Origin of the sequence: Sphingobacterium sp. JB170, from assembly GCF_900163865.1 — a bacterium.
GTDB lineage: Bacteria > Bacteroidota > Bacteroidia > Sphingobacteriales > Sphingobacteriaceae > Sphingobacterium.
Genome location: NZ_FUKU01000030.1, coordinates 107,751 through 130,136, shown reverse-complemented (window position 1 = coordinate 130,136; position 22,386 = coordinate 107,751). Strand labels below are relative to the sequence as shown.

Annotated in this window: 21 protein-coding genes; 10 read left to right on the top strand and 11 right to left on the bottom strand. The window is 42.4% G+C overall.

The genetic code is table 11. From position 1 onward, the window contains the following. Window positions 1–12: 12 nt before the first annotated feature. The gene (locus FM107_RS09695; RefSeq protein ID WP_086948305.1) at window positions 13–621 is read right to left on the bottom strand and encodes a polysaccharide deacetylase family protein; all 609 of its coding nucleotides are present in this window, start codon (window positions 619–621) and stop codon (window positions 13–15) included. Between the two features lie 58 nt (window positions 622–679). On the opposite strand from FM107_RS09695, the gene FM107_RS09690 reads away from it, so the two are divergent. Genes FM107_RS09690 through FM107_RS09680 form a run of 3 tightly spaced genes read left to right on the top strand, consistent with a single transcriptional unit; the run spans window position 680 to window position 3,896 of the window. Continuing rightward, entirely contained in the window at window positions 680–2,032 is a 1,353-nt protein-coding gene (locus tag FM107_RS09690; protein WP_086948393.1) for a TolC family protein, read from the top strand. Between the two features lie 12 nt (window positions 2,033–2,044). Next, on the top strand, window positions 2,045–3,358 hold the full coding sequence (locus FM107_RS09685; protein WP_086948304.1) for an efflux RND transporter periplasmic adaptor subunit: 1,314 nt from the start codon (window positions 2,045–2,047) through the stop codon (window positions 3,356–3,358). Window positions 3,359–3,365: 7 nt separating this feature from the next. Beyond that, a complete protein-coding gene (locus FM107_RS09680) occupies window positions 3,366–3,896 on the top strand; it encodes an adenine phosphoribosyltransferase (protein WP_086948392.1) in 531 nt (176 codons plus the stop codon). A gap of 32 nt (window positions 3,897–3,928) precedes the next feature. Here FM107_RS09680 and FM107_RS09675 read toward each other — a convergent pair whose 3' ends face one another. Beyond that, window positions 3,929–4,498 (bottom strand): hypothetical protein, encoded by a 570-nt coding sequence (locus FM107_RS09675; protein ID WP_086948303.1) that lies wholly within the window; start codon window positions 4,496–4,498, stop codon window positions 3,929–3,931. Next, window positions 4,485–6,020, bottom strand: coding sequence for a 2,3-bisphosphoglycerate-independent phosphoglycerate mutase (gpmI, locus tag FM107_RS09670; RefSeq protein WP_086948302.1), 1,536 nt, complete (start codon window positions 6,018–6,020; stop codon window positions 4,485–4,487). Before gpmI ends, FM107_RS09675 begins: the two co-directional genes overlap by 14 nt. A gap of 139 nt (window positions 6,021–6,159) precedes the next feature. Between gpmI and FM107_RS09665 the strand changes: the two genes are divergently transcribed. The 4 genes from FM107_RS09665 to FM107_RS09650 all read left to right on the top strand — a co-directional run bounded on the left by FM107_RS09665 (window position 6,160) and on the right by FM107_RS09650 (window position 9,032). Then, entirely contained in the window at window positions 6,160–6,573 is a 414-nt protein-coding gene (locus FM107_RS09665) for a DUF4783 domain-containing protein (RefSeq protein WP_086948301.1), read from the top strand. An 83-nt stretch (window positions 6,574–6,656) separates the two neighbouring features. Beyond that, window positions 6,657–7,511 carry a carboxylating nicotinate-nucleotide diphosphorylase gene (gene nadC / locus FM107_RS09660; RefSeq protein ID WP_086948300.1) on the top strand — a complete coding sequence of 285 codons (855 nt, stop codon included), beginning with the start codon at window positions 6,657–6,659 and terminating at the stop codon, window positions 7,509–7,511. Window positions 7,512–7,537: 26 nt separating this feature from the next. Then, window positions 7,538–8,179: a glycerol-3-phosphate 1-O-acyltransferase PlsY gene (plsY, locus tag FM107_RS09655; protein WP_086948299.1), complete on the top strand. Its 642-nt coding sequence runs from the start codon at window positions 7,538–7,540 to the stop codon at window positions 8,177–8,179. Window positions 8,180–8,228: 49 nt separating this feature from the next. After that, window positions 8,229–9,032: a M48 family metallopeptidase gene (locus FM107_RS09650; RefSeq protein WP_086948298.1), complete on the top strand. Its 804-nt coding sequence runs from the start codon at window positions 8,229–8,231 to the stop codon at window positions 9,030–9,032. Between the two features lie 72 nt (window positions 9,033–9,104). Here FM107_RS09650 and FM107_RS09645 read toward each other — a convergent pair whose 3' ends face one another. Next, the gene (locus tag FM107_RS09645; protein ID WP_086948297.1) at window positions 9,105–10,466 is read right to left on the bottom strand and encodes a Gfo/Idh/MocA family protein; all 1,362 of its coding nucleotides are present in this window, start codon (window positions 10,464–10,466) and stop codon (window positions 9,105–9,107) included. A 181-nt stretch (window positions 10,467–10,647) separates the two neighbouring features. On the opposite strand from FM107_RS09645, the gene FM107_RS09640 reads away from it, so the two are divergent. Further along, on the top strand, window positions 10,648–13,305 hold the full coding sequence (locus FM107_RS09640) for a DUF5916 domain-containing protein (RefSeq protein WP_086948391.1): 2,658 nt from the start codon (window positions 10,648–10,650) through the stop codon (window positions 13,303–13,305). 14 nt (window positions 13,306–13,319) lie between these two features. Here FM107_RS09640 and FM107_RS09635 read toward each other — a convergent pair whose 3' ends face one another. The 6 genes from FM107_RS09635 to FM107_RS09610 form a co-directional block, all read right to left on the bottom strand. After that, a complete protein-coding gene (locus tag FM107_RS09635) occupies window positions 13,320–15,002 on the bottom strand; it encodes a DNA polymerase/3'-5' exonuclease PolX (RefSeq protein WP_086948296.1) in 1,683 nt (560 codons plus the stop codon). 23 nt (window positions 15,003–15,025) lie between these two features. Then, window positions 15,026–16,336, bottom strand: coding sequence for an NAD(P)/FAD-dependent oxidoreductase (locus tag FM107_RS09630; RefSeq protein WP_086948390.1), 1,311 nt, complete (start codon window positions 16,334–16,336; stop codon window positions 15,026–15,028). Between the two features lie 139 nt (window positions 16,337–16,475). Further along, window positions 16,476–16,820, bottom strand: a complete 345-nt coding sequence (locus FM107_RS09625) for a 2Fe-2S iron-sulfur cluster-binding protein (protein ID WP_086948295.1) — start codon at window positions 16,818–16,820, stop codon at window positions 16,476–16,478. Further along, entirely contained in the window at window positions 16,821–17,825 is a 1,005-nt protein-coding gene (locus tag FM107_RS09620) for an NAD(P)/FAD-dependent oxidoreductase (RefSeq protein WP_086948294.1), read from the bottom strand. It abuts the gene before it with no gap. Beyond that, window positions 17,822–18,262: a MarR family winged helix-turn-helix transcriptional regulator gene (locus FM107_RS09615; RefSeq protein ID WP_256959452.1), complete on the bottom strand. Its 441-nt coding sequence runs from the start codon at window positions 18,260–18,262 to the stop codon at window positions 17,822–17,824. The genes FM107_RS09620 and FM107_RS09615 overlap by 4 nt, the downstream gene beginning before the upstream one ends. Before the next feature lie 135 nt (window positions 18,263–18,397). Continuing rightward, the gene (locus tag FM107_RS09610; protein WP_086948293.1) at window positions 18,398–19,390 is read right to left on the bottom strand and encodes an acyl-ACP desaturase; all 993 of its coding nucleotides are present in this window, start codon (window positions 19,388–19,390) and stop codon (window positions 18,398–18,400) included. A gap of 181 nt (window positions 19,391–19,571) precedes the next feature. Here FM107_RS09610 and FM107_RS09605 point away from each other — a divergent pair, with 181 nt between their 5' ends. Together FM107_RS09605 and FM107_RS09600 are read left to right on the top strand one after the other, a co-directional pair. After that, the gene (locus FM107_RS09605; protein ID WP_086948388.1) at window positions 19,572–20,795 is read left to right on the top strand and encodes an aminotransferase class V-fold PLP-dependent enzyme; all 1,224 of its coding nucleotides are present in this window, start codon (window positions 19,572–19,574) and stop codon (window positions 20,793–20,795) included. 35 nt (window positions 20,796–20,830) lie between these two features. Further along, window positions 20,831–21,253 (top strand): SufE family protein, encoded by a 423-nt coding sequence (locus FM107_RS09600; protein WP_086948292.1) that lies wholly within the window; start codon window positions 20,831–20,833, stop codon window positions 21,251–21,253. Window positions 21,254–21,269: 16 nt separating this feature from the next. On the opposite strand, the gene murI is transcribed toward FM107_RS09600, so the two are convergent. Further along, window positions 21,270–22,082, bottom strand: coding sequence for a glutamate racemase (gene murI / locus FM107_RS09595; RefSeq protein ID WP_086948291.1), 813 nt, complete (start codon window positions 22,080–22,082; stop codon window positions 21,270–21,272). Window positions 22,083–22,386: the final 304 nt, after the last annotated feature.

The window sequence follows — 22,386 nt, the reverse complement described above, 5'->3', positions numbered from 1 at the left end:
TACTGTGCAGCTTTACAATGTTGCAAATGTATACCCATTTTCGTGGAGGAAGGTTATTGTTTTTGGTAAAGCGTAGCTTAGGCGGTCGATCGCTTTGATATTGTCGTGGAATACAATTATAGACCCGTTTTTACAATGTCGTTCGACGTTTTGGAAGCACTTTTGGGGGGAGATAGTTTGATCAAAATCACCTGAAAGCACGTCCCAGTATATGATTTCGTATTCCTGGGCGAGTTTGGCCAGCTGCGATTTTTTTGCTCGAGCGTAGGGCGGACGGAATAAGTCGGATTTGGTTAATTGTTGACATTTTTCAATGTTCTCTAAATAGACATCGTCGTCGTGATCCCAGCCTCTTAAGTGATTATAGGTGTGATTGCCGATTCGATGACCTTGGGCAACGATACGGTCGAAAATTGTTCTATTTTTTTCGATATTTTCACCCACACAAAAAAAAGTCGCTTTAATTTGATACTTTTCTAAAGTGTCTAAAATGAAGGGCGTAATTTCTGGAATAGGGCCATCGTCGAACGTTAAGTATACTTTTTTTTCCTTTCGCGTTCTATTGAATGTGACTTTGGGGTACAACCAACGTAAAAAAAAAGGAGCGTTTACGAAATACATGTTGATAATCTCGGAATTTTATCTCAAATTTAGGAATCATTTACCCTTAAATCACCAAATGATACGAAAATTATTTTCCTTATTCTGTAAAATGCTTGTAATAAGTGTTGTAGGTGTCTGTCCGGTGTTCGGACAGATAACCATCGAAGATGCAGTGAAATTTACCTTAGAACGCAATTTACAAATCCGTCAAGCGCAATTTGGCTACCAATTGACAGAGGAAGATCTCTATCAATCTAAGTCCGAATTATATCCTAATTTGTCGTTCGGGGCAAATAATGCGTATAATTATGGGTTGACTTTCGATCAAACTTCCGGACAATTAATCCGAGGCAATGATTGGACCAGTTCTGCTGGGGCACAACTGTCCTCGAGCGTGACGATTTTTCAAGGCTTTCAAAAAGTAAACCAAATCAAAGCAAATAAAATTCAGTTATCGGTCGACGCCACAGAGGTAGAGAAGGTTAAAAATGACTTGGTCCTGTCGGTGGTGACAAATTATCTTGAAGCTATTACCAACAACGAACTTTTTGAAGCTGCAAAGCAACAAGTTTCTCTCTCGAAAGAACAGCTACGACAAGATAGCATTCAGTTTGAGGTGGGAAATAAAACAGTTGCAGATATCGCTCAAGCAGAGAACCAAGTAGCTACCGACGAGCTGAATATCATGAGCTCGGAAAATGCCTACGAACTTTCCATGTTGAATCTGAAACAATTGATGGAAATGTCTCCCGACACGACATTTGAACTTGTAAAGCCCGATATTGCCGAGATAATGGCCGATTATGCGGCAGTTTCTTTTGTGGAAGTGTTTTCGCAAGCGCTCGGTACGCAACCTGTCATCGAGCAGGCAGGCTATAACAAAGAGCTAGCTTTAAAGAATATTGATATCGCCAAAGGTGCTTATTATCCCTCGCTGAGTCTTTCGGCGGGTTATGGAACCAATTATTCATCCGAGGCGATGGACCCAGTTACATTTGAAATGATGAAGTTTGCGGATCAATTCAATGAGAACAAATCGTTTCGGGGTACGATTAGTTTGGAGGTACCTATTTTCAATAATAACAGAACGAAGGTTGCTGTGAATAAAGCGAAAATTAATTATTTACAGGCCGAAAACCAGGAGTCAATTGCCAGACGGGATCTTGAGAAGACCATATCACAGGCGATTCTTGATCTGAGATCGGCCAATAAGCAATACCAGGCTTCACAGGTGGCATTTCAAACATCGAAAGTAGCGTTCGACGCAATTAAAGAACGTTACGATGTGGGAATGGCAAATTCAATAGAAATGTTTACCGCACAAACGAATATGAATACTGCCGAATTTGATATGATTCGCAGGCGCTATGAAATGGTATTCCGGGGCAAGGTAATCGATTATTATATTGGCAATCCAATTACATTTTAACAACATAAATTAATGGCAAAGAAAAAAAGCAACCTTCCTAAGATTTTGGTCATAGCCGCTGTCGTTATTCTCATCATTGTGGTGGTGGGCGGTAAGCTTGGTTGGTTTGGGGATGGTGGCGTTCAACAAGTAGCTGTCGATGCGGTGAAAGAAGCAACAATTTCAGAGCTTGTCTCGGCGAGCGGAAAGGTACAACCTGAAATTGAAGTGAAGTTAAGCTCGGAGGTATCCGGAGAAATAATTGAGTTAAATGTTCGTGAGGGTGATGTGGTGAAAAAGGGGCAACTTTTATGTCGTATTAAACCCGATTTGCTGCAATCCAGTTATGATCAAGTAACAGCGATGGTGAGTCAACAAAAAGCGAATTTTTCGGCCACCCAGCAAGTCTTGCGGCAGCAGGAAGCCAACTTGGTCAATATTCAGGCTACTTATGAGCGGAGCTTAGAATTATTTAATAAACGGGTCATCTCTGCTTCGGAAATGGATCAAGCTCGAGCCGATTATGAAAGTGCTCTTGCTACGCTGGAATCGCAACGTCAACAAGTTGAAGCTGCGAGGGCTGGTGTTAGCCAGTCCGAGGCACAGCTGCAAGAGGCAGGGAATAGCCTCGCACGTACAGCGATATTTGCACCATCTGATGGTGTTATCTCTTTGCTTTCAATAGAGCTCGGTGAGCGGGTGGTCGGGACGGCGCAAATGGCCGGTACAGAGATTATGCGTATTGCGAATATGACGACGATGGAAGTGAACGTTGAAGTGAACGAAAATGATATTAACCGTGTGAGCGTTGACAACAGCGCTACGATTGAAATCGATGCTTTCCAAGGACGTAAGTTTAAAGGTACTGTGACGGAAATATCTAGTTCTTCGACTTCGAGCGGTGCTGAAGCTATTGCTACCACCGCCGAACAGGTTACCAACTTTAATGTTAAAGTGCGTATTGAGCCTGAGTCGTATGAAGATCTTTTGAAAACGAACTCCGAGAATACATCGCCATTTCGGCCTGGGTTGTCTGCGACTGTACAGATACACACGAAGAGCGATAAGGGACTAGTAGTACCGATTCAATCGGTTACTGTGCGTGCGTCTGAAGGGAAAGACGATTCATTGAGTAATGAGGAGATGAAGGAATATGTATTTGTTGTGCAGGGAGAGGTGGTCAAACAGACCGAGGTAACAACAGGTATACAAGATGACAGTGAAATTATTGTTAAGTCAGGCCTAGAGAAGGGCGATGAGGTGGTTTCCAGACCATTCAATGCCATATCGAAGATATTGCAAAACGAGACCAAAGTTAAGAAGGTTGATGCCAGCGAGCTTAAATAGTATTCACATGATCGAAGACCGATTAAGAGCGATAATAAGAGATGTTCCAGATTTTCCCGAGCCGGGGATTGTTTTTAAAGATATCACCCCGATATTAAAGAACGATTCGTTGTGTACAGCTGTAGTAGATGAGTTTATCGAACGTTTAAAATCTATAGAGATAGATGCGGTGGCGGGGGTAGAAAGTAGGGGGTTTCTCTTTGGGCTGCTGCTTGCCAATCGACTTGGCGTCCCGTTTATTCCGATCCGCAAACAGGGGAAACTCCCGTTTCGAACGATTTCGGAATCTTACAAGCTGGAATATGGTCAAGCAACTATTGAGGTGCACGAGGACGCTTTCGCGCCGGGAACCAAGGTGCTTGTGCACGACGATTTGTTAGCAACGGGTGGAACGGTCGTCGCTGCATCGAAGTTGATTGAAAAGCTTGGTGGCGAAATTGCGGGTTATGCTTTTGTGATCAGCTTAGATTTTTTAAATAGCAGAGGACGATTAACCCGTTTTAGCGATAATATAATATCGTTGGTACCTTATTTTTAGCGAGTCATCGTTCCAATGAGTTGAAGGCGAGACTATTCACTGCTGAAAATACCTTTTATGAAGTAGGACTTATCTCCTAGAAGGAGGATATGCTGTTTTTTCTCAATGCTATAGCCTTCTTTTTTGTTGTACGATAGAGTTTCGTTTGTTTCATACAGCGTGTTGTCTACCTTGCGTTTAATTAAAAATGAAAACGGAGTGCCATCCGGTTCATAGGTTACAGTAACTTGCCGAATATCTATTTGTGGATCATTCGAAGTGTAGGTCACTCGATAATCGCTACTGTCTTTTTCAAAAAGACCCTGATAGGCCGGTTTGTTGAGATCAACGTTCGTAAAGCTCGACAGTTCGCGTTCCCAATCCGTAAGGCGCATTTTTTTTGATTCGGAAATACTGTCTTTGACGACTGTTTTTAAGATCGTAGGCTTGAGGTCGGTCAGTCGCAAAATTTCGTTATTAAAATATTCCGGGAGGTTCACATATTGCGGGTTGTCCGTTTGTTTTCGTTTACCTTCGGAATTACACGCGTGAAAGAAAGCAGCACTGGCTAATGCCAATGCTGCGGTATAAATTTTAAACCTATTTTTTTTAAACGAGTACATTTCCGGTCATTTCGGTCGGGATATCCGCACCCAACAAAGTTAGTACAGTAGGGGCAATGTCACCTAATTTGCCATCTTTGAGTTGCTTAAAGTCCTGGTCAATTAATATACAAGGAACGAGGTTTGTTGTATGTGCGGTATTGACACTCCCGTCCTCATTGATCATAAACTCAGAGTTCCCGTGGTCTGCTAAGATAATAAAAGAGTAACCATTTTCAAGACCCGTTTCTACGACCTTTTTCGTACAATGATCGACCGTTTCGACGGCTTTAACAACCGCTTGAAAAACGCCCGTATGGCCGACCATGTCGGGGTTCGCAAAATTAAGGCAGATAAAATCTGGCTTATTCTCACGCATATCCTTGCAGATGCTATCGGTGATAATTCCCGCACTCATCTCCGGTTGCAAGTCGTACGTTGCCACTTTCGGTGAAGGGATTAATAATCGACGCTCACCGTCGAACTGTTTTTCTTGTCCGCCCGAGAAGAAAAAGGTTACATGGGGGTATTTCTCTGTCTCGGCAATACGTACTTGTGTTTTGTTCTGTTTGCTTAGAGCTTCACCGAGTGTATTTACCAAATTTTCTTTGGTGAATACGACGTTTACGTTTCCGAATGTTTCATCGTATGAAGTCATCGTGACGTAGTACAACGATAATGGATTCATTTCCTGTTCAGGGAAGGGTTGTTGCGTAAGGGCGAGTGTTATTTCACGTCCGCGGTCCGTTCTGAAATTAAAACAAAAAACGACATCTCCATCTTGTATTTTAGCAAGCGGTGCGCCGACAGCATCGGTCACGACGATTGGTTTTATAAATTCGTCCGTAACGCCCTCGTGGTAAGAAGCTTTAATAGCCGCTTGAATATCTCTGGTCGGGGTACCGACGCCCTTAGTTAACAAATCGTAAGCCTGCTTCACGCGTTCCCAACGCTTATCGCGGTCCATCGCATAATATCGACCAATAACCGACGCTATTTTACCCGTTGAATGACTTAAATGATCTTCCAGTTCTTGGACGTAGCCAAGCCCGCCATTAGGATCTGTGTCGCGACCATCTAGGAAGGCGTGGACAAAGACTTGGTCCTGGTTAAGGCTAGCTGCACCAGCCGCATCACATAATGCTTTGAGGTGGTTAATATGTGCGTGTACGCCGCCGTCAGACAGTAAGCCGATGAAATGTACTTTTTTGTTTTCTTTTTTCGCATAGTCAAATGCCTGCTGGATGATTGGGTTGGTATTGAATTCACCCTCTCTTGCAGCTTTGTTTATTCGGCCAAGTTCTTGGTATACGGTTCGGCCCGCTCCCAGGTTCATATGTCCCACCTCGGAGTTTCCCATTTGTCCTTCGGGTAACCCGACCGCTTCACCCGAAGCCTCTATTTTAGAGTTAGGGTAAGTTGCTAACAGGTGATCTAAAAATGGAATATTTGCTGAACGAACAGCATTTGAACTATCATCTTTGCCATATCCTAAACCGTCTAGGATTAATAGGGCAACTCTTTTGTTTTCTGTATTGCTCACATACAAATATATCTATTCTAACGAAAATATAAGTCATAATGCAGTCTCTATTTTTTTGTTTATGCGGGATTATATAGTTGGCATCATTTTAGTGCCATGTCCAATAAAGTTAGCTGTTGGACTTGGGGGATAAGAACAAATGATAAATAGAAGAAAATTTTTAAGAATAAACATATTTGGATTTCTGCTTGCAGCGGTGCTCCCTTCTTTTTATGCATTTTCGGCATCCACATTCGATGAAGTGGTAAGTTTAGCCTATTCATCCATCAAGACAGGTAACGCAAAACAGTTGAGTGATACCTTTTCCAACTCCGTAAGCCTTTCTCTTAAGGGGGATGAGGGGGTATATACCAAGTTTCAAGTTGAGTTGTTGTTAGAAGAGTTCTTCAGAAACAACAAGATCGACAAGATTAAAGAAGTGCAGCGATCGAATAATTCATCGAGTTCATTTGCCGTGTTTTCAATTAATTCGGGTTCGACTACCTATCGTATTTTCATGAAGTTTTATGTCAAGGATAATGTGTTCAAGATATCCGAGTTTAGAATCGAATAACGTATTTCTTCATTAAAATCAACGTTAAATTTTAGAATAAAATTTATTTTCTTCATCTTCGCTTAATTATTTAATTCTTAGAAATGGCAGTTGAGTCAAGTAAACTGAGGAAATTTGTGGAATTAGCGCTTGAGGAAGATGTCCGAGAGGGTGATTATACAACATTATCCACAATAGCGGAGGGGGCCCAAGGAGAAGCAAAATTAATTGTTAAAGACAACGGGATTTTGGCAGGAGTCGAGATCGCCGTTCAGATTTTTAACATTTTTGATCCAAACGTAGTGCTTGAGGTTTTTTTTAGTGATGGTCAGCAAGTGAAGGCTGGAGATATTGCTTTTCTTGCACGAGGTCGTATTCATGAAATTCTTAGAGCGGAACGTTTGGTGCTAAACGTTATGCAGCGGATGTCCGGTATAGCAACGCTAACCAATCAGTATGTGGCACAGCTTGAAGGCACAAATGCGAAAGTTTTAGACACGCGAAAGACAACACCTTTGATTCGTTTCTTAGAAAAAGAGGCAGTTTTAATTGGTGGGGGAACAAACCATCGATTTGGACTCTACGATATGATCCTAATTAAAGATAATCATGTGGATTATGCTGGGGGGATTTCCAATGCATTACAGAAAGCGGACGCTTATCGAAAGTTAAATGCACTCGATATCGAGATTGAAATAGAAGTACGCAATTTTCAAGAACTAGAAGAAGTGTTGGCGCACCAATATGTCGATCGAGTTATGTTTGATAATTTTACGCCCGAGGATGTGCACACAGCTGTGGAAATGGTGGCCGGTAGATTCGTTACGGAGGCCTCAGGTGGTATCAATTTAGAAACTATCCGTGAATATGCGCTTACGGGTGTCGATTTCATCTCTGCCGGCGCGCTGACTCATTCCGTTAAAAGTTTAGATTTAAGTTTAAAGGCTAAAATTATATAATTATATTTAGTGGCTTAAATTAATTTATGATTTCAATTTATTTAGTAGGGATAGTCATATTAGCGTATCTTTTTGGTTCTATTCCGTCAGCCGTATGGTTTGGTGGTGCTTTTTATGGAGTCGACGTGCGCGAATATGGTAGTGGGAATGCGGGAGCGACAAATACGTTTCGAGTATTAGGAAAAAAAGCAGGCATCATTGTGATGTTTGTGGATATATTCAAAGGCTGGACCGCAACCAATTTACCCTACCTTTTAAGTACAACATTGGTTGGTGTACCCAATTCGGTTCAATTTGTGAATTTCCAACTCGCACTTGGTGTAATCGCGGTGCTAGGACATTTATTTCCCCTCTTTGCCGGATTTAGAGGGGGGAAGGGGGTGGCTACGCTTTTTGGTATGGTAGTCGCCATACATCCCGAGGCCGCATTATGCTGTGTTACGGTATTTTCATTAACCTTAATTTTCACACATTATGTATCTTTGAGTTCAATATTGGCTGGTTTTACATTCCCTTTTAGTATAGCCTTTGTTTTTCATACGTCCGTTCCAGCTGTTCTGCTCTATGGTGTTGCTATTTGTGCACTGATACTGGTAACACATCAAAAAAATATAGAACGATTATTAAAAGGTCACGAATCGAAAATTTATTTGTGGAAGAAGAAATAGTACGTAATTTTAGGCATAGGTTTTGCGTAGTACTTAAAAAGAACTTATTATGAAAAAGATATTCAGATATACATGTATGGCTGTATTAGCGGTCGGATTGGCGTCCTGCTCGACTGTTCCATTGTCTGGTCGTAAGCAATTATCGCTGGTTAGCGATGATCAAATTCAAGAGCAAGCAGCAAGTGCTTATAAAGAGTTTTTAAACGCGTCGGATACCAAAGTTATTACCGGGACCTCTCAAGCGACAAAGGTCAAGCAAGTAGGCGCTAAAATTGCAACAGCCGTTAATTCATATTTGGCCGCAGAAGGTTTAGCAGATCAATATAATTTCAACTGGGAATTTAATTTGATTGAAAGTGGTGAAGTGAATGCCTGGTGTATGCCCGGTGGGAAAGTAGCCGTATTTACGGGCATTCTACCGTTCACCGCAAACGATGCTGGGTTAGCAACGGTTATGGGGCACGAAATAGCGCATGCTATTGCACGCCATTCGATGGAGCAGATGTCGAATCAATATGCGTTGCAAGTGGGAGCACAAGTAATTGGTGTCGCCTCGGCGGGTAAGAGCTCTGTGATGCAAGGCTTACTTAATAATGCTTACGGTATTGGTGGACAATTGGCTTTATTGAAATATTCTAGGGGGAACGAATCCGAAGCGGACCAATTAGGTCTGATATTTATGGCGATGGCGGGTTATAACCCCGAATCGGCGGTGTCGTTTTGGCAACGCATGGCATCGGCTAAAGCAGAAAGTTCGACGCCGGAATTCTTGAGTACACACCCTAGTGATGTACGTCGTATAAACGATATTCAAAAGTTAATTCCCAAAGCTAAACAATATTATAAAAAATAATTGCCTTTTATCAGGTACCTGTTACCTCAAAGGTTAAAGTCCAGCAGTATTCGCTTACTGCTGGATTTTTTATTAGGTTGTGTGTGAGGGATGTTTCCATGGGCTCCGATAAGTTCTTTTTAATTTTGCAGTGGCCTCGGGATCATCAATACAAATTTTGTTTATCGGATCGTACTGCACTGCCCGATCAAGTTCCATCGAAATATTTGCTAGAATGCAACAGGCGGTAGAAATATGTCCCTGCAACACGTCGGCGATAGGTAACTCGTCGTTCTTGATGGCCGCAAGAAGATCAAGCATATGTCTACGCGTTGCTGGAGCCGCATTGAGTTCGATTCGTGGTTCGTTTAGATCTTCTGGAAATTCTTCCTTTTCATAAATGACGTTTTTGAGGATTGGTTCTCCTTTTGTGGGGATGAATTCATATTTCATTGTACTGCCTTTCAATGTCCCCTGATCGCCGTATACAATAAATGCCCATGGGTAATCCGGGTCACTCGGGGTTCCCCAAGTGCGGTGCGTCCAAACGCAGTTTAGCTCCTCGTATTCGAATATTGCAGTTTGGGTATCTGCTATATTCGATTTCCCACCCTTCTGCACGTAACTCCCTCCAGTTGCTGAAATCTTTTTCGGCCATTGTAGATTCAACATCCAACGTACAGTGTCGAACATGTGGACGCACATGTCACCCGGTATTCCGTTTCCATATTCCATAAATGCACGCCACCAACCTCCATGAGGAATTCCGTCATACGGTCGGAGGGGGGCGGGACCCGTCCACATTTCGTAATCTAAAAAGTCCGGGACGGGTTGTTCTGACGGATTAGCTTTGCTTTTCATGTGGTAGTAGCAGCACATCTCGACGTGCGAAATATTTCCTAGTAACCCTTTCTCAATTACATTTTCTTTAGCATCGATCATGTGTGGCGTGCTACGGCGTTGTGTGCCAACCTGGACTTTTTTGTTGTGTTTTCTCGCAGCTGCGACGATTGCTTCACCTTCGAGGACATCGACGCTAATAGGCTTCTGCAGATAGACATTTGCTCCGGCCTGGATCGCGGCGATAGCCTGCAAGGCATGCCAATGGTCTGGCGTGCCTATCAAAACAATATCGAGTTGGTGATTAGCGAGCAATTCGCGGTAATCATTATATTTTTTAGGTTGCTTTTTAGATCCTTGCCGCTGGGAAATTAAGATGGCTGCTTCCTCGAGATGGTTTTCGTCCACGTCGCATACAGCCACAACTTCGACATTGCTGACTTGAAGTAGACGAAAGAGGTCACTTTTTCCATACCAACCAGCACCGATTAAAGCAACCTTTTTATGGTCTAAGTGGTCGTAGATCGGCACACCACTACTTTGCAAAGTGGATAAGGATAAAAGTGCACCTGTGCCTATTAAAAACTGTCTTCGATTTAGGGATAAATTTTCCATATCTGTGGAAGGTTAGGGTATATAATTCTGATCACTCAAGATAAGGAAAATCTCGATAAAAAGAAAAGGAGAATATTGAGGGTTGGATTTTAAGTATTTAGCAATTGAAGAAAGTGAGAATTATTCAATACATTTGGCTTCATTAAACGTAAAAGTTAGCTATATAGCTCACCTTAAACCGATGAAGTTTTTTTATTCTATTTTGTTATTATTGTGCGCCGTTGATGTATACGGACAGGAGGAACGGACACCTGTCGTCTCCTTTGAAAAGGCGTATAAGCGATCTTATGAAGCCACGAGGATTACGGCCAACCCGCCAAAGGTCGACGGTAAACTAGATGATTCTATTTGGTTGAATCAAGGGGCCTGGTCCGAGGAATTTTTACAGGTTATTCCATTCGAAAGGGCGCATACGGACTCGTGGACCAAGGGGAAAATATTTTACGATGATAAATATATTTATATAGGGATCTATTGTAAAGATGTTCACCCCGAAAAGATGAATGCTTTCATTGGCAATAGGGACGATAATAGCAATGGAGATTTAATAAGCATTGCCTTTGACCCTTATCACGATTACCGAGCGGCTGTAGAGTTTAACCTAAATTTAGGAGGGAACAAAACGGATCTTACGGTAACAGATAAACTATCTGTCAACTTAAGCTGGAATGCGGTGTGGGAGGGCAAGACCTACCAAAACATGGCCGACTCAAGTTGGACCGCAGAACTACGTATTCCATTCAATCAGATACGATACAATCAAATTAATGAAGATGGGGTATGGGGGCTGCATATCCGACGTATTATTCGGCGAAATAATGAAGTACAAAATTGGAGTTTGATTCCGATAAAAAATAATGGACATGTGTTTTCGTTCGGTGAAATGCACGGAATGCAAGATTTACCCGAACCAAAAGGAGTTGAAATCTTACCGTACACCATGAGTAAGCTAATTCGTGAACCACGGGTTGCAAATAGCCCCTATCAAAAAGGGAGTCGTTGGAAGCTTAATGGAGGTGTGGATGCAAAAATAGCGGTAAATGACTATACCTTAGATCTTTCTATCAACCCCGACTACGGGCAGGTTGAAGTCGATCCATCGGTGATGAATCTTACAGCCTATGAAGTTTTTTACGACGAGAAAAGACCTTTTTTTCTTGAAGGTAAGCATATCTTAGAGTTCGAAAATAACGAAGGCGATATGTTGTTTTATTCGCGTCGAATCGGGGCGATGCCTAAGTATCAAGTATCTCATATCGATAACCCAAATAGTTATATCAGTACGCCCGATTTTGTTCCAATCATTGGTGCAATGAAATTAACGGGAACCAATAAAAAGGGACTAACGATAGGGTTGCTTGAAAGTATCACGGCACATTCTTCCGCCTATGTGACTAAAGATGGCAAGGAGGATAAGGTATCCCAGGAGCCGTTAACTAACTATACGGTCGCACGCGTTCAAAAGAACTGGCAAGGGAACACCCTGCTGGGCGGGATGGTTACCTCTGTAAATCGCAGGCTAGGCGATGCCCACTTGGCGGAATATCTTGTAAAGGACGCGATGACCGCAGGCGTCGATTTTACGCAATATTTTTCAAACAGATTATACTATATAGAGAGTAAAGCAATGTACAGTTCCCTCTGGGGCTCGAGCGAAGCAATAACGAATATTAAACAAAATGCGACACATTTTTACCAGCGAAAATCTGGGCGTGACTATTTGGAGCTGGATCCCCAAGGGAAGACTTTATCGGGGACAGGCGGATACCTTAAGGCTGGTAAAAAAGGAAATGCGCAGTGGAACTATTCCCAAACATTCAGTTGGTCGACGCCTGGTTTCGACGTAAACGACGTAGGGTACATCAAACAAACGGACTATAAATTAAATGAATCAGAAGTTGCATTTCGAAAAACCGACCCCTGGGGGCCATTTCGGTTTGCGGGGATAAATCTTACGCAGCGAAATGTATGGAGCTACGGAGGCCAGATGATGGATAACAATATCGCCGCCCGTTGGCGAAGCTTAAGTATACGTAAGCGTATAGAGATGGACGTTAAAGAGACTTTTAGTTGGAATACAGTAGATAGTAGAATATTGCGCGGAGGGCCCGATCTTCGTTATGATGCAAACTTTAGCACGAATATTTCGATAAACTCTGATCGTGCCCAGCGCGTTATCTTTAAGATGGAATACGACGGGAAACATTTCATGGACGGGGAAACTAGATACAACGAAATTCGGCCTTCAATGACTTTTCGAATTGGTAACCATATTCACCTTGTCGGACAGTTTAATTATGCGTGGAATAAGGATAATCTACAATATGTGGGAACGATGGCTATTCCTGTTGTCGACGAAATAGAAGAGACTTATGTCATGGGGAGGATGAAACAGGAAACGTACGGTTTGACAATAAGATTGCAGGGGAATATAACTCCTGATTTTTCCATACAATATTATGGTTCACCATTTACTTCAACAGCCCGGTACGACCGTTTTAAATGGGCGGACAATACTTTGTCAAAAAACTATAACGATCGATTTAATATGTTTTCTTCAGAACAACTACACTTTGCGGATGGCCATTATACAATAGGGCAGGGCGATCAGGCCGTGCACCTGAAAAATCCAGATTTTAGTTTTAACGAGTTCCGATCCAACTTAGTTGCTCGATGGGAATATAAACCGGGATCCACTATTTATTTGGTATGGGAACATAGCCGATCCGGCCAGCTGCCAATTTACCAACCGGGCTGGACAAATAATTTCGAAGATTTATGGCATATCGCTCCTACAAACACCTTTATGGTGAAGTTAAACTATTGGATGGGATGGTAGGCGATGGGGTGGCCTTAAATAGATTTTTTCGCTTTTCGATTGTTGAAAAAAGATTCTATCCGAGGTAAAGAAAAAGTATTCAAGCAGTTTTCTGAGGAAACCCCTCCTTTGCGCGCTACGTGAATGCCGTATTTCATGTCTAAAAGTCCCTCCGTACGGTGGGCATCGGGGTTGATAGATAGTAAAACTCCTTTCTGGATGGCGTATTGATGCCAGCGCCAATCCAAGTCTAATCGAAGTGGGTTAGCATTAATTTCGATAACTACTTGATTCGCTGCGCAAGCGTCAATCACTTTTTTGTAATCGATGGGATAGCCCGCGCGGCTGAGCAATAGGCGCGCGGTAGGGTGACCTAGGATCGTAGTGTACGGGTTTTCGATCGCCGTGATCAGACGTTCGGTAGCTTTCTGCTCATCCATTCGGATGTTGCTGTGTATGGATGCAACAACAAAATCAAATTGTGACAAAATAGCATCGTCGTAATCCAACGATCCATCATTTAATATGTCAGATTCGATGCCTTTAAATATTTTAAAAGGAGCTAACTGTAGATTGAGTTGTGTGATTTCATCCCATTGTTGCTGCACCCGTTCGACCTGTAGGCCTTGTGCATAAACGGCCGTCTTGGAGTGATCGCATATTCCGAAATATTCCAGCCCCAGATTGTTTCGGCAATAAAGTGCCATTTGTTCTAAGGAGTGAACCCCATCGCTATAAGTAGAGTGATTATGCAAAGATCCTTTCAAGTCTGCGAAGGAAATAAGAGAGGGAATACGTTTTTCTAACGACCAGTCTATTTCTTGAAGTCCTTCGCGGAGCTCCGGTGGAATGAACTGTAAGCCCAAAGAATTATATATTTCCTGTTCGGTTGTTAGGGGTAAAATTTCCTTGTTGAGTTGATGAAGCTTCTCCAGATGCGCGGGGCTGGCGGTTGTCAAAAATAGATCGAGAACAAACCGGTCACTAGGACTGTGTTTAATCTCGTATTTAGGACCTTGTTCCCCACTTACAATGATTGTATCGTTGTCATTTTTCTCCAGAGGGTAAACGGCATCGATGGCAGTAAGCAAACTTGCAACGTGCTCAAGGGGTGCGCTGCTAAGTAGCTCGATTACTGAAACTATCTCGCATTTACGCCTGAATTCTCCAGTAAATTCAAATTGTGCATCAGGAATACTGGTTTGGAGATGCCTCCTGAACGCTTCGGCTTGCGCTTCGACCTTTGCATATAGAAATAATCCCTGATTAGCGTTGGAAAACTCGATTGCTTTACGTATTTCCTCTTGTGTTTTTAATCCAAAACCTTTGGCCTGTACAAGCCTATTTTCGTTGCATGCATACAGTAGCTCGCCGACGGTTTCTATTTCGAGATCCCGCCAAAGTACCTGGACCTTTTTGGGGCCGAGTCCTTTTATGGAAAGCATCTCTAGAATGCCTTTGGGTGTTTTCGATAGGTAGCTGTCCAAGTCATCAAACGCGCCGGTTTGGACGAGCTTAATGATTTTTTCGGCGGTGCTTTTTCCGATGCCAGGACTGGCACTTAGCTCCTCCACCGTAGATTCGGCAGCAGGGAACGATAATTTTTCAATTTTATAGGAAGCAGTAGCCATATTTTTGGATCGAAAAGTATTCTCATTGTACAATTCCATTAATTGACCACAAAATTTAAATGCTTTGGCTATTGCTTTATTATCCATTTTTTCGAGTTAGAGTTCTTTAATTAATTCTTTTCGATTTCTGATTCCGGCTCAATCGCGGATCTGTCATATTTATTTATGATCAAACGTATGCCGCTGTTTTTTGTAAAAAACTTAACGGTCCAGTTGATAAATGTGACCATTCTGTTCCGGAAACCAAAGATAGAAACTAAATGTACAAACATCCATGTTAGCCACGCTAAAAATCCTTTCATGTGGAAATTCCCCATATCTACGACTGCACGGTTGCGACCTACGGTCGCCATGGAGCCTTTATCAAAATATTTAAAATCGGCTGAGCTCTGCCCGTTGACGGAACTAAGGATGTGTTCCGCTACGTAGGACCCTTGTTGTTGTGCAACTGGAGCGACACCGGGCAGTCCTCTGGGGTTCTGTTTCGTAATCATTGCGGACACATCGCCAATAGCATATATGTGCGTCATTCCTTCTACTCGGCATTGTCCATCCGTCGTGATTTTGTTTCCACGCTGGATTATCTCAGCAGGGATACCTTCGGGAAATTGTCCCATTACGCCCGCACCCCAAATAACTATTTTGGTTTCGATGCTTTCGCCGTTGGAAAATGTTATGGTATTGCCATCATAGCCCGTTACCTGCGTGTTTAATTTCAGCTGGACGCCTAGTTCTTGCAAATAACGTGATGCATCTTGGGATGATTTCTCCGATAATGCCCCTAAAATTTTGTCTGTACCTTCAACCAGGTAGACATTCATCTCATGGGTGGAAAGCTCCGGGTAGTCTTTTTTGAGCATATGAAGTTGTATCTCCGCTATTGCTCCAGAGAGTTCGACACCCGTTGGACCGCCGCCGACTATCACGAAATTTAAAAACCGCTGTCTATCTTTGGTATTCTTGCGTAGTACAGCTGCCTCGAGATTTTGCAATACATAACTCCGGATGTCAAGTGCTTCTCTAATGCTTTTCATCGGCAAAGCGTATTTTTCGACTTGTTTGTTGCCAAAGAAATTTGATGTTGCACCCGTCGCGACAATTAGATAATCGTAATCGTAATCGCCCACTGAAGTAGTTACAATTTTAGATTTTTCATCAATCTTTTTAACTTCGGCCATTCGAAAATGAAAATTCATTTGCGACTTGAACATTTTACGTATAGGGAAGGAGATTGCATCGGCCGCCAACGTACCTGTAGCCACTTGATACATTAATGGTTGGAATGTGTGGAAGTTGTTGCGGTCAATCAGCAATACCTCTACTTCTTTATCTTTAAATTTTCGCGCAGCTTCAACACCACCGAAACCAGCGCCGATAATGATTACCCTTGGAAAGCTTCGTTCTGACCTATCTGTTAACATGCTATAAATTTTTTCAATGTTTAGTATTTTACAAATATTCGAACCGTTTATCTGTCTGATAACGCCATGTTGAACGTTTGCCTTTTCTGAAATTAAATTCAATAATCAAAAGTACGAAATCTAAGTGTATTTTATACACTTAGCTAAGGTTGTCCGCCAAACTTCCTTCGATCTGTATAGAAAGATTGTCATTTTCATTTCCGAGTCGCAATTGACAGGCCAACCTACTCTGATCCGTCACGTCAGGGAGAGTGTCCAGCATGTCCAGTTCCATATCTCCCGGTTCGTTCAGATTTTCTGCTCCCCGGAGAACTTGAATGTGACAGGTCGCACAAAGTGCCATTCCGCCGCAAGTCGCCAGTATGTTATAATCCCAAGCTTTTAGCAGCTCCATGAGACTCATATTTACATCTGTTGGAATCTCTATGTTTTGAACGCTTCCGTCGCGATCGGTAACGTTTATGTGTATTATATTGTCCTCCATTTAAAAACTATTTATTCCGTTTACGGTCGTATATTTGAACGATAATTTTTGTGCTGGATAAACCTGCTTAAATGCGCTTTGTGCCATTAAAGCGGCTTCATGGTAACCACACAGAATCAATTTTAATTTACCGGGATACGTATTGATATCACCAATCGCATAGATTCCCTCGATACTAGTCGAATAGTCGAATGTGTTCACCGGAATAGCATTCTTATCGATGTTCAGTCCCCATGACGCAATTGGACCAAGTTTCGGGCTTAACCCATACAGCGGGATAAAATATTCAGCTGGAATTTGTACGTCTTCTTTTTGTTTATTGACGGCTCTAACGTGGTCCAGATGCCCGTTCCCCTCCAAGGAGTGGAGTTGATGCGACAATAGGAGAGTGATTTTTCCATCGGTGGCTAATTTATAAACCTTTTCCACCGAATCCGGCGCTCCTCGGAAGGTGTCAGATCGATGCACAAGTGTGACTTTTTTTGCGATACCGGCCAGATGTATTGTCCAGTCTAGTGCGGAGTCACCTCCCCCGGCAATGACAATTTCTTTGCTGCGGAAATGCTCTGGCGTACGCACCATATAATGTACATAATTGTTTTCGAATTGAGAAAGGTTTTTCAGTTCAGGCTTTCTTGGCTCAAAACAACCTAGCCCTCCAGCGATGACGATGACGTTTGCACGGATCGTCGTTCCTGCAGATCCACTTATCAAAAAGCTACCGTCTGGTTGCCGGTTAACCTGCTCAACCCTTTCCCCCAGGGTGAATGTTGGAGCGAATGGGGCGATCTGTTCCATTTGATTGTCAATAAGCTCCTGAGCCTTGATTGTGGGGTAGCCCGGGATATCGTAGATGGGCTTATGGGGATATATTTCAGAAAGCTGCCCGCCAACTTGCGGCAGTACATCGATCACATGGCAGCGCATTTTTAATAACCCTGCTTGAAATACGGCGAATAGTCCGACCGGCCCTGCGCCGATGACACATATATCTGTTGTTATCATTTTTTCTCCTTGTTTAAGTTCTCATAAATCGTGTTTAAAATGCGTACAAAATGGCTGAAATCTTCGTCCGTAAGGTTTTCCCATGCCTTCATCCTGATTTGTGCGATTTCCGGTGACAAATATTCTACCTTTTGTTTTCCTTGATCTGTCAAACATATCTGTAGACAACGTCTATCGGTTGGGTGTTCTATACGTTCGACCAGATTCTTCTTAATCATATTATCAATAATTCGCGTTAATGTAGGCTGATCTTTACCCGAACATTCGGCGAGTTCCTTGTGCGTGTAATGAACAGGATGCTGGAAAAGTATTTTTAGAATACCCCATTGATCAATCGTGATATCAAATTCTTTTTGCGCGAATGATGTTTGTGCATATTGTTTTACCCGACGCGCGGTTTGATCCAAAATAAATGAGTATTGATTGTATTTTTCCATTAGCATATCAATTATTAGTGCAGCAACTAATTTACGATTAAGAATTTCAATAAACAAAAAAGAGGAGTCTAAGCCCCTCTTTTAAATGTCATATTTAAAACGTAACGTCTTTGGAAGAATTGAAATTCGATGTTTTTAGAGAATCCACTTGAACTTGTATTCTGCTTCTGGGATTTTAGCACGATCTGCTAGACGTAGAAGACGATCGGGAAGTTTCATTAGGTAGTCACGTGCCTTTTCTCCTTTGTCATTTAAGTCTGTAACTTTATCAATTTCCCACTCGTCATTGAGTGTTTTTAAGATATCCACATAGTCTATCGCTGTATAGACCTCTAAGCGTTGTGCTGCATCGGAGAAATGTGAAAATGCTTCACTTTGCGGCTCTCCTGCCTCTCGTAAAAAGTGTGCGGGCATGACAATTTTTTTGCGCATCATGTCTTCAAATGCAAGCATGACTTCGCTTGGATCAACTTTTAGCGCATGGGTAATGAATGACATATATGCTTTTGCGTGCCGTGCTTCATCGGCGGCAATAACACCACACATCTTCGCGAGTAACCTGTCGCCGGAACTTTTTGAAAGGCCTGCTACGCGTCTGTGCGAGACGTTGGTGGCTAATTCCTGAAAGGAGGTGTAAATAAAGTTTCTGTAGGGGTCGGCTCCCGTTCCAATATCAAAGCCATCTTGAATGAGGTATTGAGTTGACATCTCAAACTGACGCATGTCTACTCTACCGGAAAGGTAAAGGTATTTATTTAATAAATCTCCGTGCCGATTCTCTTCGGCAGTCCAAGCCCTTACCCATTTCATCCATCCTCCTTGTTCATTTTTTTCAACATCTTCCACCATGGTTAACCAGGATTCATAGGTTGGTAGGGCCTCTTCGGTAATGGTGTCACCGACAAGGACAGCTAATAGATCATACGGAAGTTCCCTTGCGCTCTCCTGCAAATCTTTTATTTCTTCAAAAAATGTATCACGTGAGGAGTCCGGTAAAAAATCGGCAGGTTGCCACATTTGTTCCACAGGCTTCAGGTATTCGCTCATTTCGTTTAACATGAACGGCTCCATATAAGCCATCACCTCTTTGCGTGATCCTTCTGGGATATTTAATGGTAATTCTTGCATATCTACTACAAAGGTAGCCAATTAGCATTAAATTTCTTTGTCAATTTTTAGATAAAATAATTTCGTGTGAAGAATGTCATATTCCTAACATACGCTCAGCGATAGTGAAGAAAAGTGTACTAGGGAACCGTTTTTAGCGCTTATTATGCTAACTTTGTATATCATAAAAGCGATTTGTAAATTGAAGAATTTTGATATTGAAAATATAAGAGCGGACTTTCCGATTCTTAAGCGTGAAGTGAATGGCAAACCACTGGTATACTTAGATAACGGGGCTACCACGCAGAAGCCTAAACAGGTGATTGATGCTATCGTGAATTACTATACGCAGATGAACAGTAATGTTCATCGAGGCGTTCATTATTTAAGTCAAATCTCTACCGATGCTTTCGAAGTTACGCGCCGCAAGGCACAAGCGCTTATCAATGCAGCATACGACCACGAGATCATAATAACCAAAGGAACCACTGAGGCGATAAATATAGTGGCTACGTGCTATGGACGCATGTTTATTGAAAAAAATGATGAAATTATAATCTCGGCGATGGAACATCACTCGAATATCGTTCCTTGGCAGATGTTATGCGAGGAACGTGGGTGTAAGCTGCGCGTTATTCCTATGAATGAACAGGGGGAGCTCGACCAACAGGCGTACAAATCGATGTTTTCGGACCGCACGAAGCTTGTTTCCGTTACCTATGTTTCAAATGCCTTAGGAACGATCAACCCTATCAAGGAGATGATTGATGTCGCGCATCAGTATGAAGTGCCCGTGTTTGTCGACGGCGCGCAAGCGATCCAGCATATTGCCGTAGACGTTCAGGAGCTTGATGTTGATTTTTTTGCGTTTTCTGGACATAAGATGTACGGTCCTACTGGTGTTGGCGTGCTGTATGGTAAAGAAAGGTTACTAAACGCTATGCCACCTTATCAAGGAGGGGGGGATATGATTAAAGATGTTACTTTCGAAAAGACAACCTACAATGACCTGCCCTTTAAGTTCGAAGCAGGTACCCCTAATATAGAAGCAGGTATATGCTTGGGTGATGCAATCGACTATATAAATGCTATTGGTCTTGCAGAAATTCAAGCCTATGAGGAAGAGCTGTTGAACTATGCTGTAGTACGGTTATCTGAAGTAGAAGATATTCGTTTTATCGGTACGGCAAGCCATAAATCATCTGTGATTTCATTTGTTGTGGGTGATATTCACCCCTACGATATTGGGGTCATTTTGGATAAGTTGGGCGTAGCTGTACGTACCGGACACCATTGCGCCCAACCGGTAATGGAACAATTTGGAATCCCCGGGACGGTTCGAGTTTCCTTAGCAATGTATAATACAAAAGAAGAAGTTGATATATTGACCGCGGCGCTGAAACGGGCGGTTGATATGTTGAGATAACTCGATCTCAAAGCTTCAAATAATATGAATTAATAATGACGATAAACGAGATTCAAGACGAACTTATTGAAGATTTCTCTTTTTACCAGGATTGGATGGAGAAATACGAATACATCATACAATTGGGCAAGGAAGTTCCGTTGATAGATGATAAATATAAGAACGATAATTTTATTATCAAAGGTTGTCAGTCTAGAGTGTGGTTGTATGCTGAGCTGGTAGAAGGAAAAATTAAATTTACAGCCGATAGTGATGCGATCATTACAAAAGGGCTCGTCAGTTTAATGGTGAAGGTGCTTTCCGGACATACCCCAAGCGAGGTGTCTAGTGCGGATCTTTATTTCATAGATCAGATCGGGTTGAAGGAGCATCTTTCACCCACCCGTGCTAATGGGCTACTCTCGATGGTTAAACAAATGAAATTGTTTGCGCTCGCACTTCAGGCGAAGAACGCATAGTTACCAATTGCCTATACTACATTTTTAAGTACGACGCTTCGATTTCCTCACCAAAATATAAGGCAGCTTTTTCTTGGAAATCTCGCTGGTTGTCGGTTGTGAAAAATCTCATTGTGCCGTTTTTTGAACATAATCGTTCAATCTCTGTATGCCGGTATAAATAGTTCGTTAAACTGCTAGCGATAAGTGGCCCCTGCGCTACTATACGCACATGATTCGGTACATACCGTTCGATAACGGGGGATAGTAAAGGATAATGGGTGCAAGCCAATACAAGCGCGTCGATATTTGCACTTTTTGAGAGTAGCTCCCGAAGATCTTGTGCGATAATATATTCCGCCTCCGGCGTATTAATTTCATTGTTTTCTACCAAAGGTACCCAGAGTGGACAAGCATGCTGATATACTTGTACATGGGGATGAAATTTATTGATTTCAATCTTGTATGAGTCCGAACGAACGGTTCCCAAGGTTGCTAAGATGCCTATTTCTCCACTTTGAGTGAAGTTGTTTAGTGTTTCGGTTGTGGGACGAATCACCCCAAGGACTTTTTTTCCGGGAGGTAGGTCGCGCTGTTGTATCGTGCGGAGTGCTTTGGCTGAGGCGGTATTACAGGCTATCACGACTAGATTGCAACCCATCTCGAAAAGTTCGAATACACATTCCTTTGTGTAGGTGTACACGGTCTCGAACGATCGCGGTCCATAAGGCACACGTGCATTGTCGCCCAGGTAAATATAGTCGTATGCTGGAAGAGCATTTTTTATTTCTCGAAATATGGTCAAACCCCCATACCCAGAATCAAATATACCAATCGGACCTTGCTCCATGTTGTCTTGCTTATCGCTGAATAATAAAGCAAAGATGAGGTTTCTCACTTGTTTTTCAAAACTGAATTCGCGTAATTGTCGTGCTGTTATTTTGCAGACTACGACGGAGGTAGCTTCGATTGAATTTTGGGTTAAAGCGTTCCAGATACCCTAATTTGTCGCTGGTTCGGGATCCTTAATTTTATATCCAATCAACATAAAAGTAAACCATCTTGTTCTTTCGCGCGCTTCTTAGGAAAGGGCTTAAATGTGGTAAAACAGTGATAGCTCGCTGTTTTACCACATCCGATTTTAATTCGCTCCT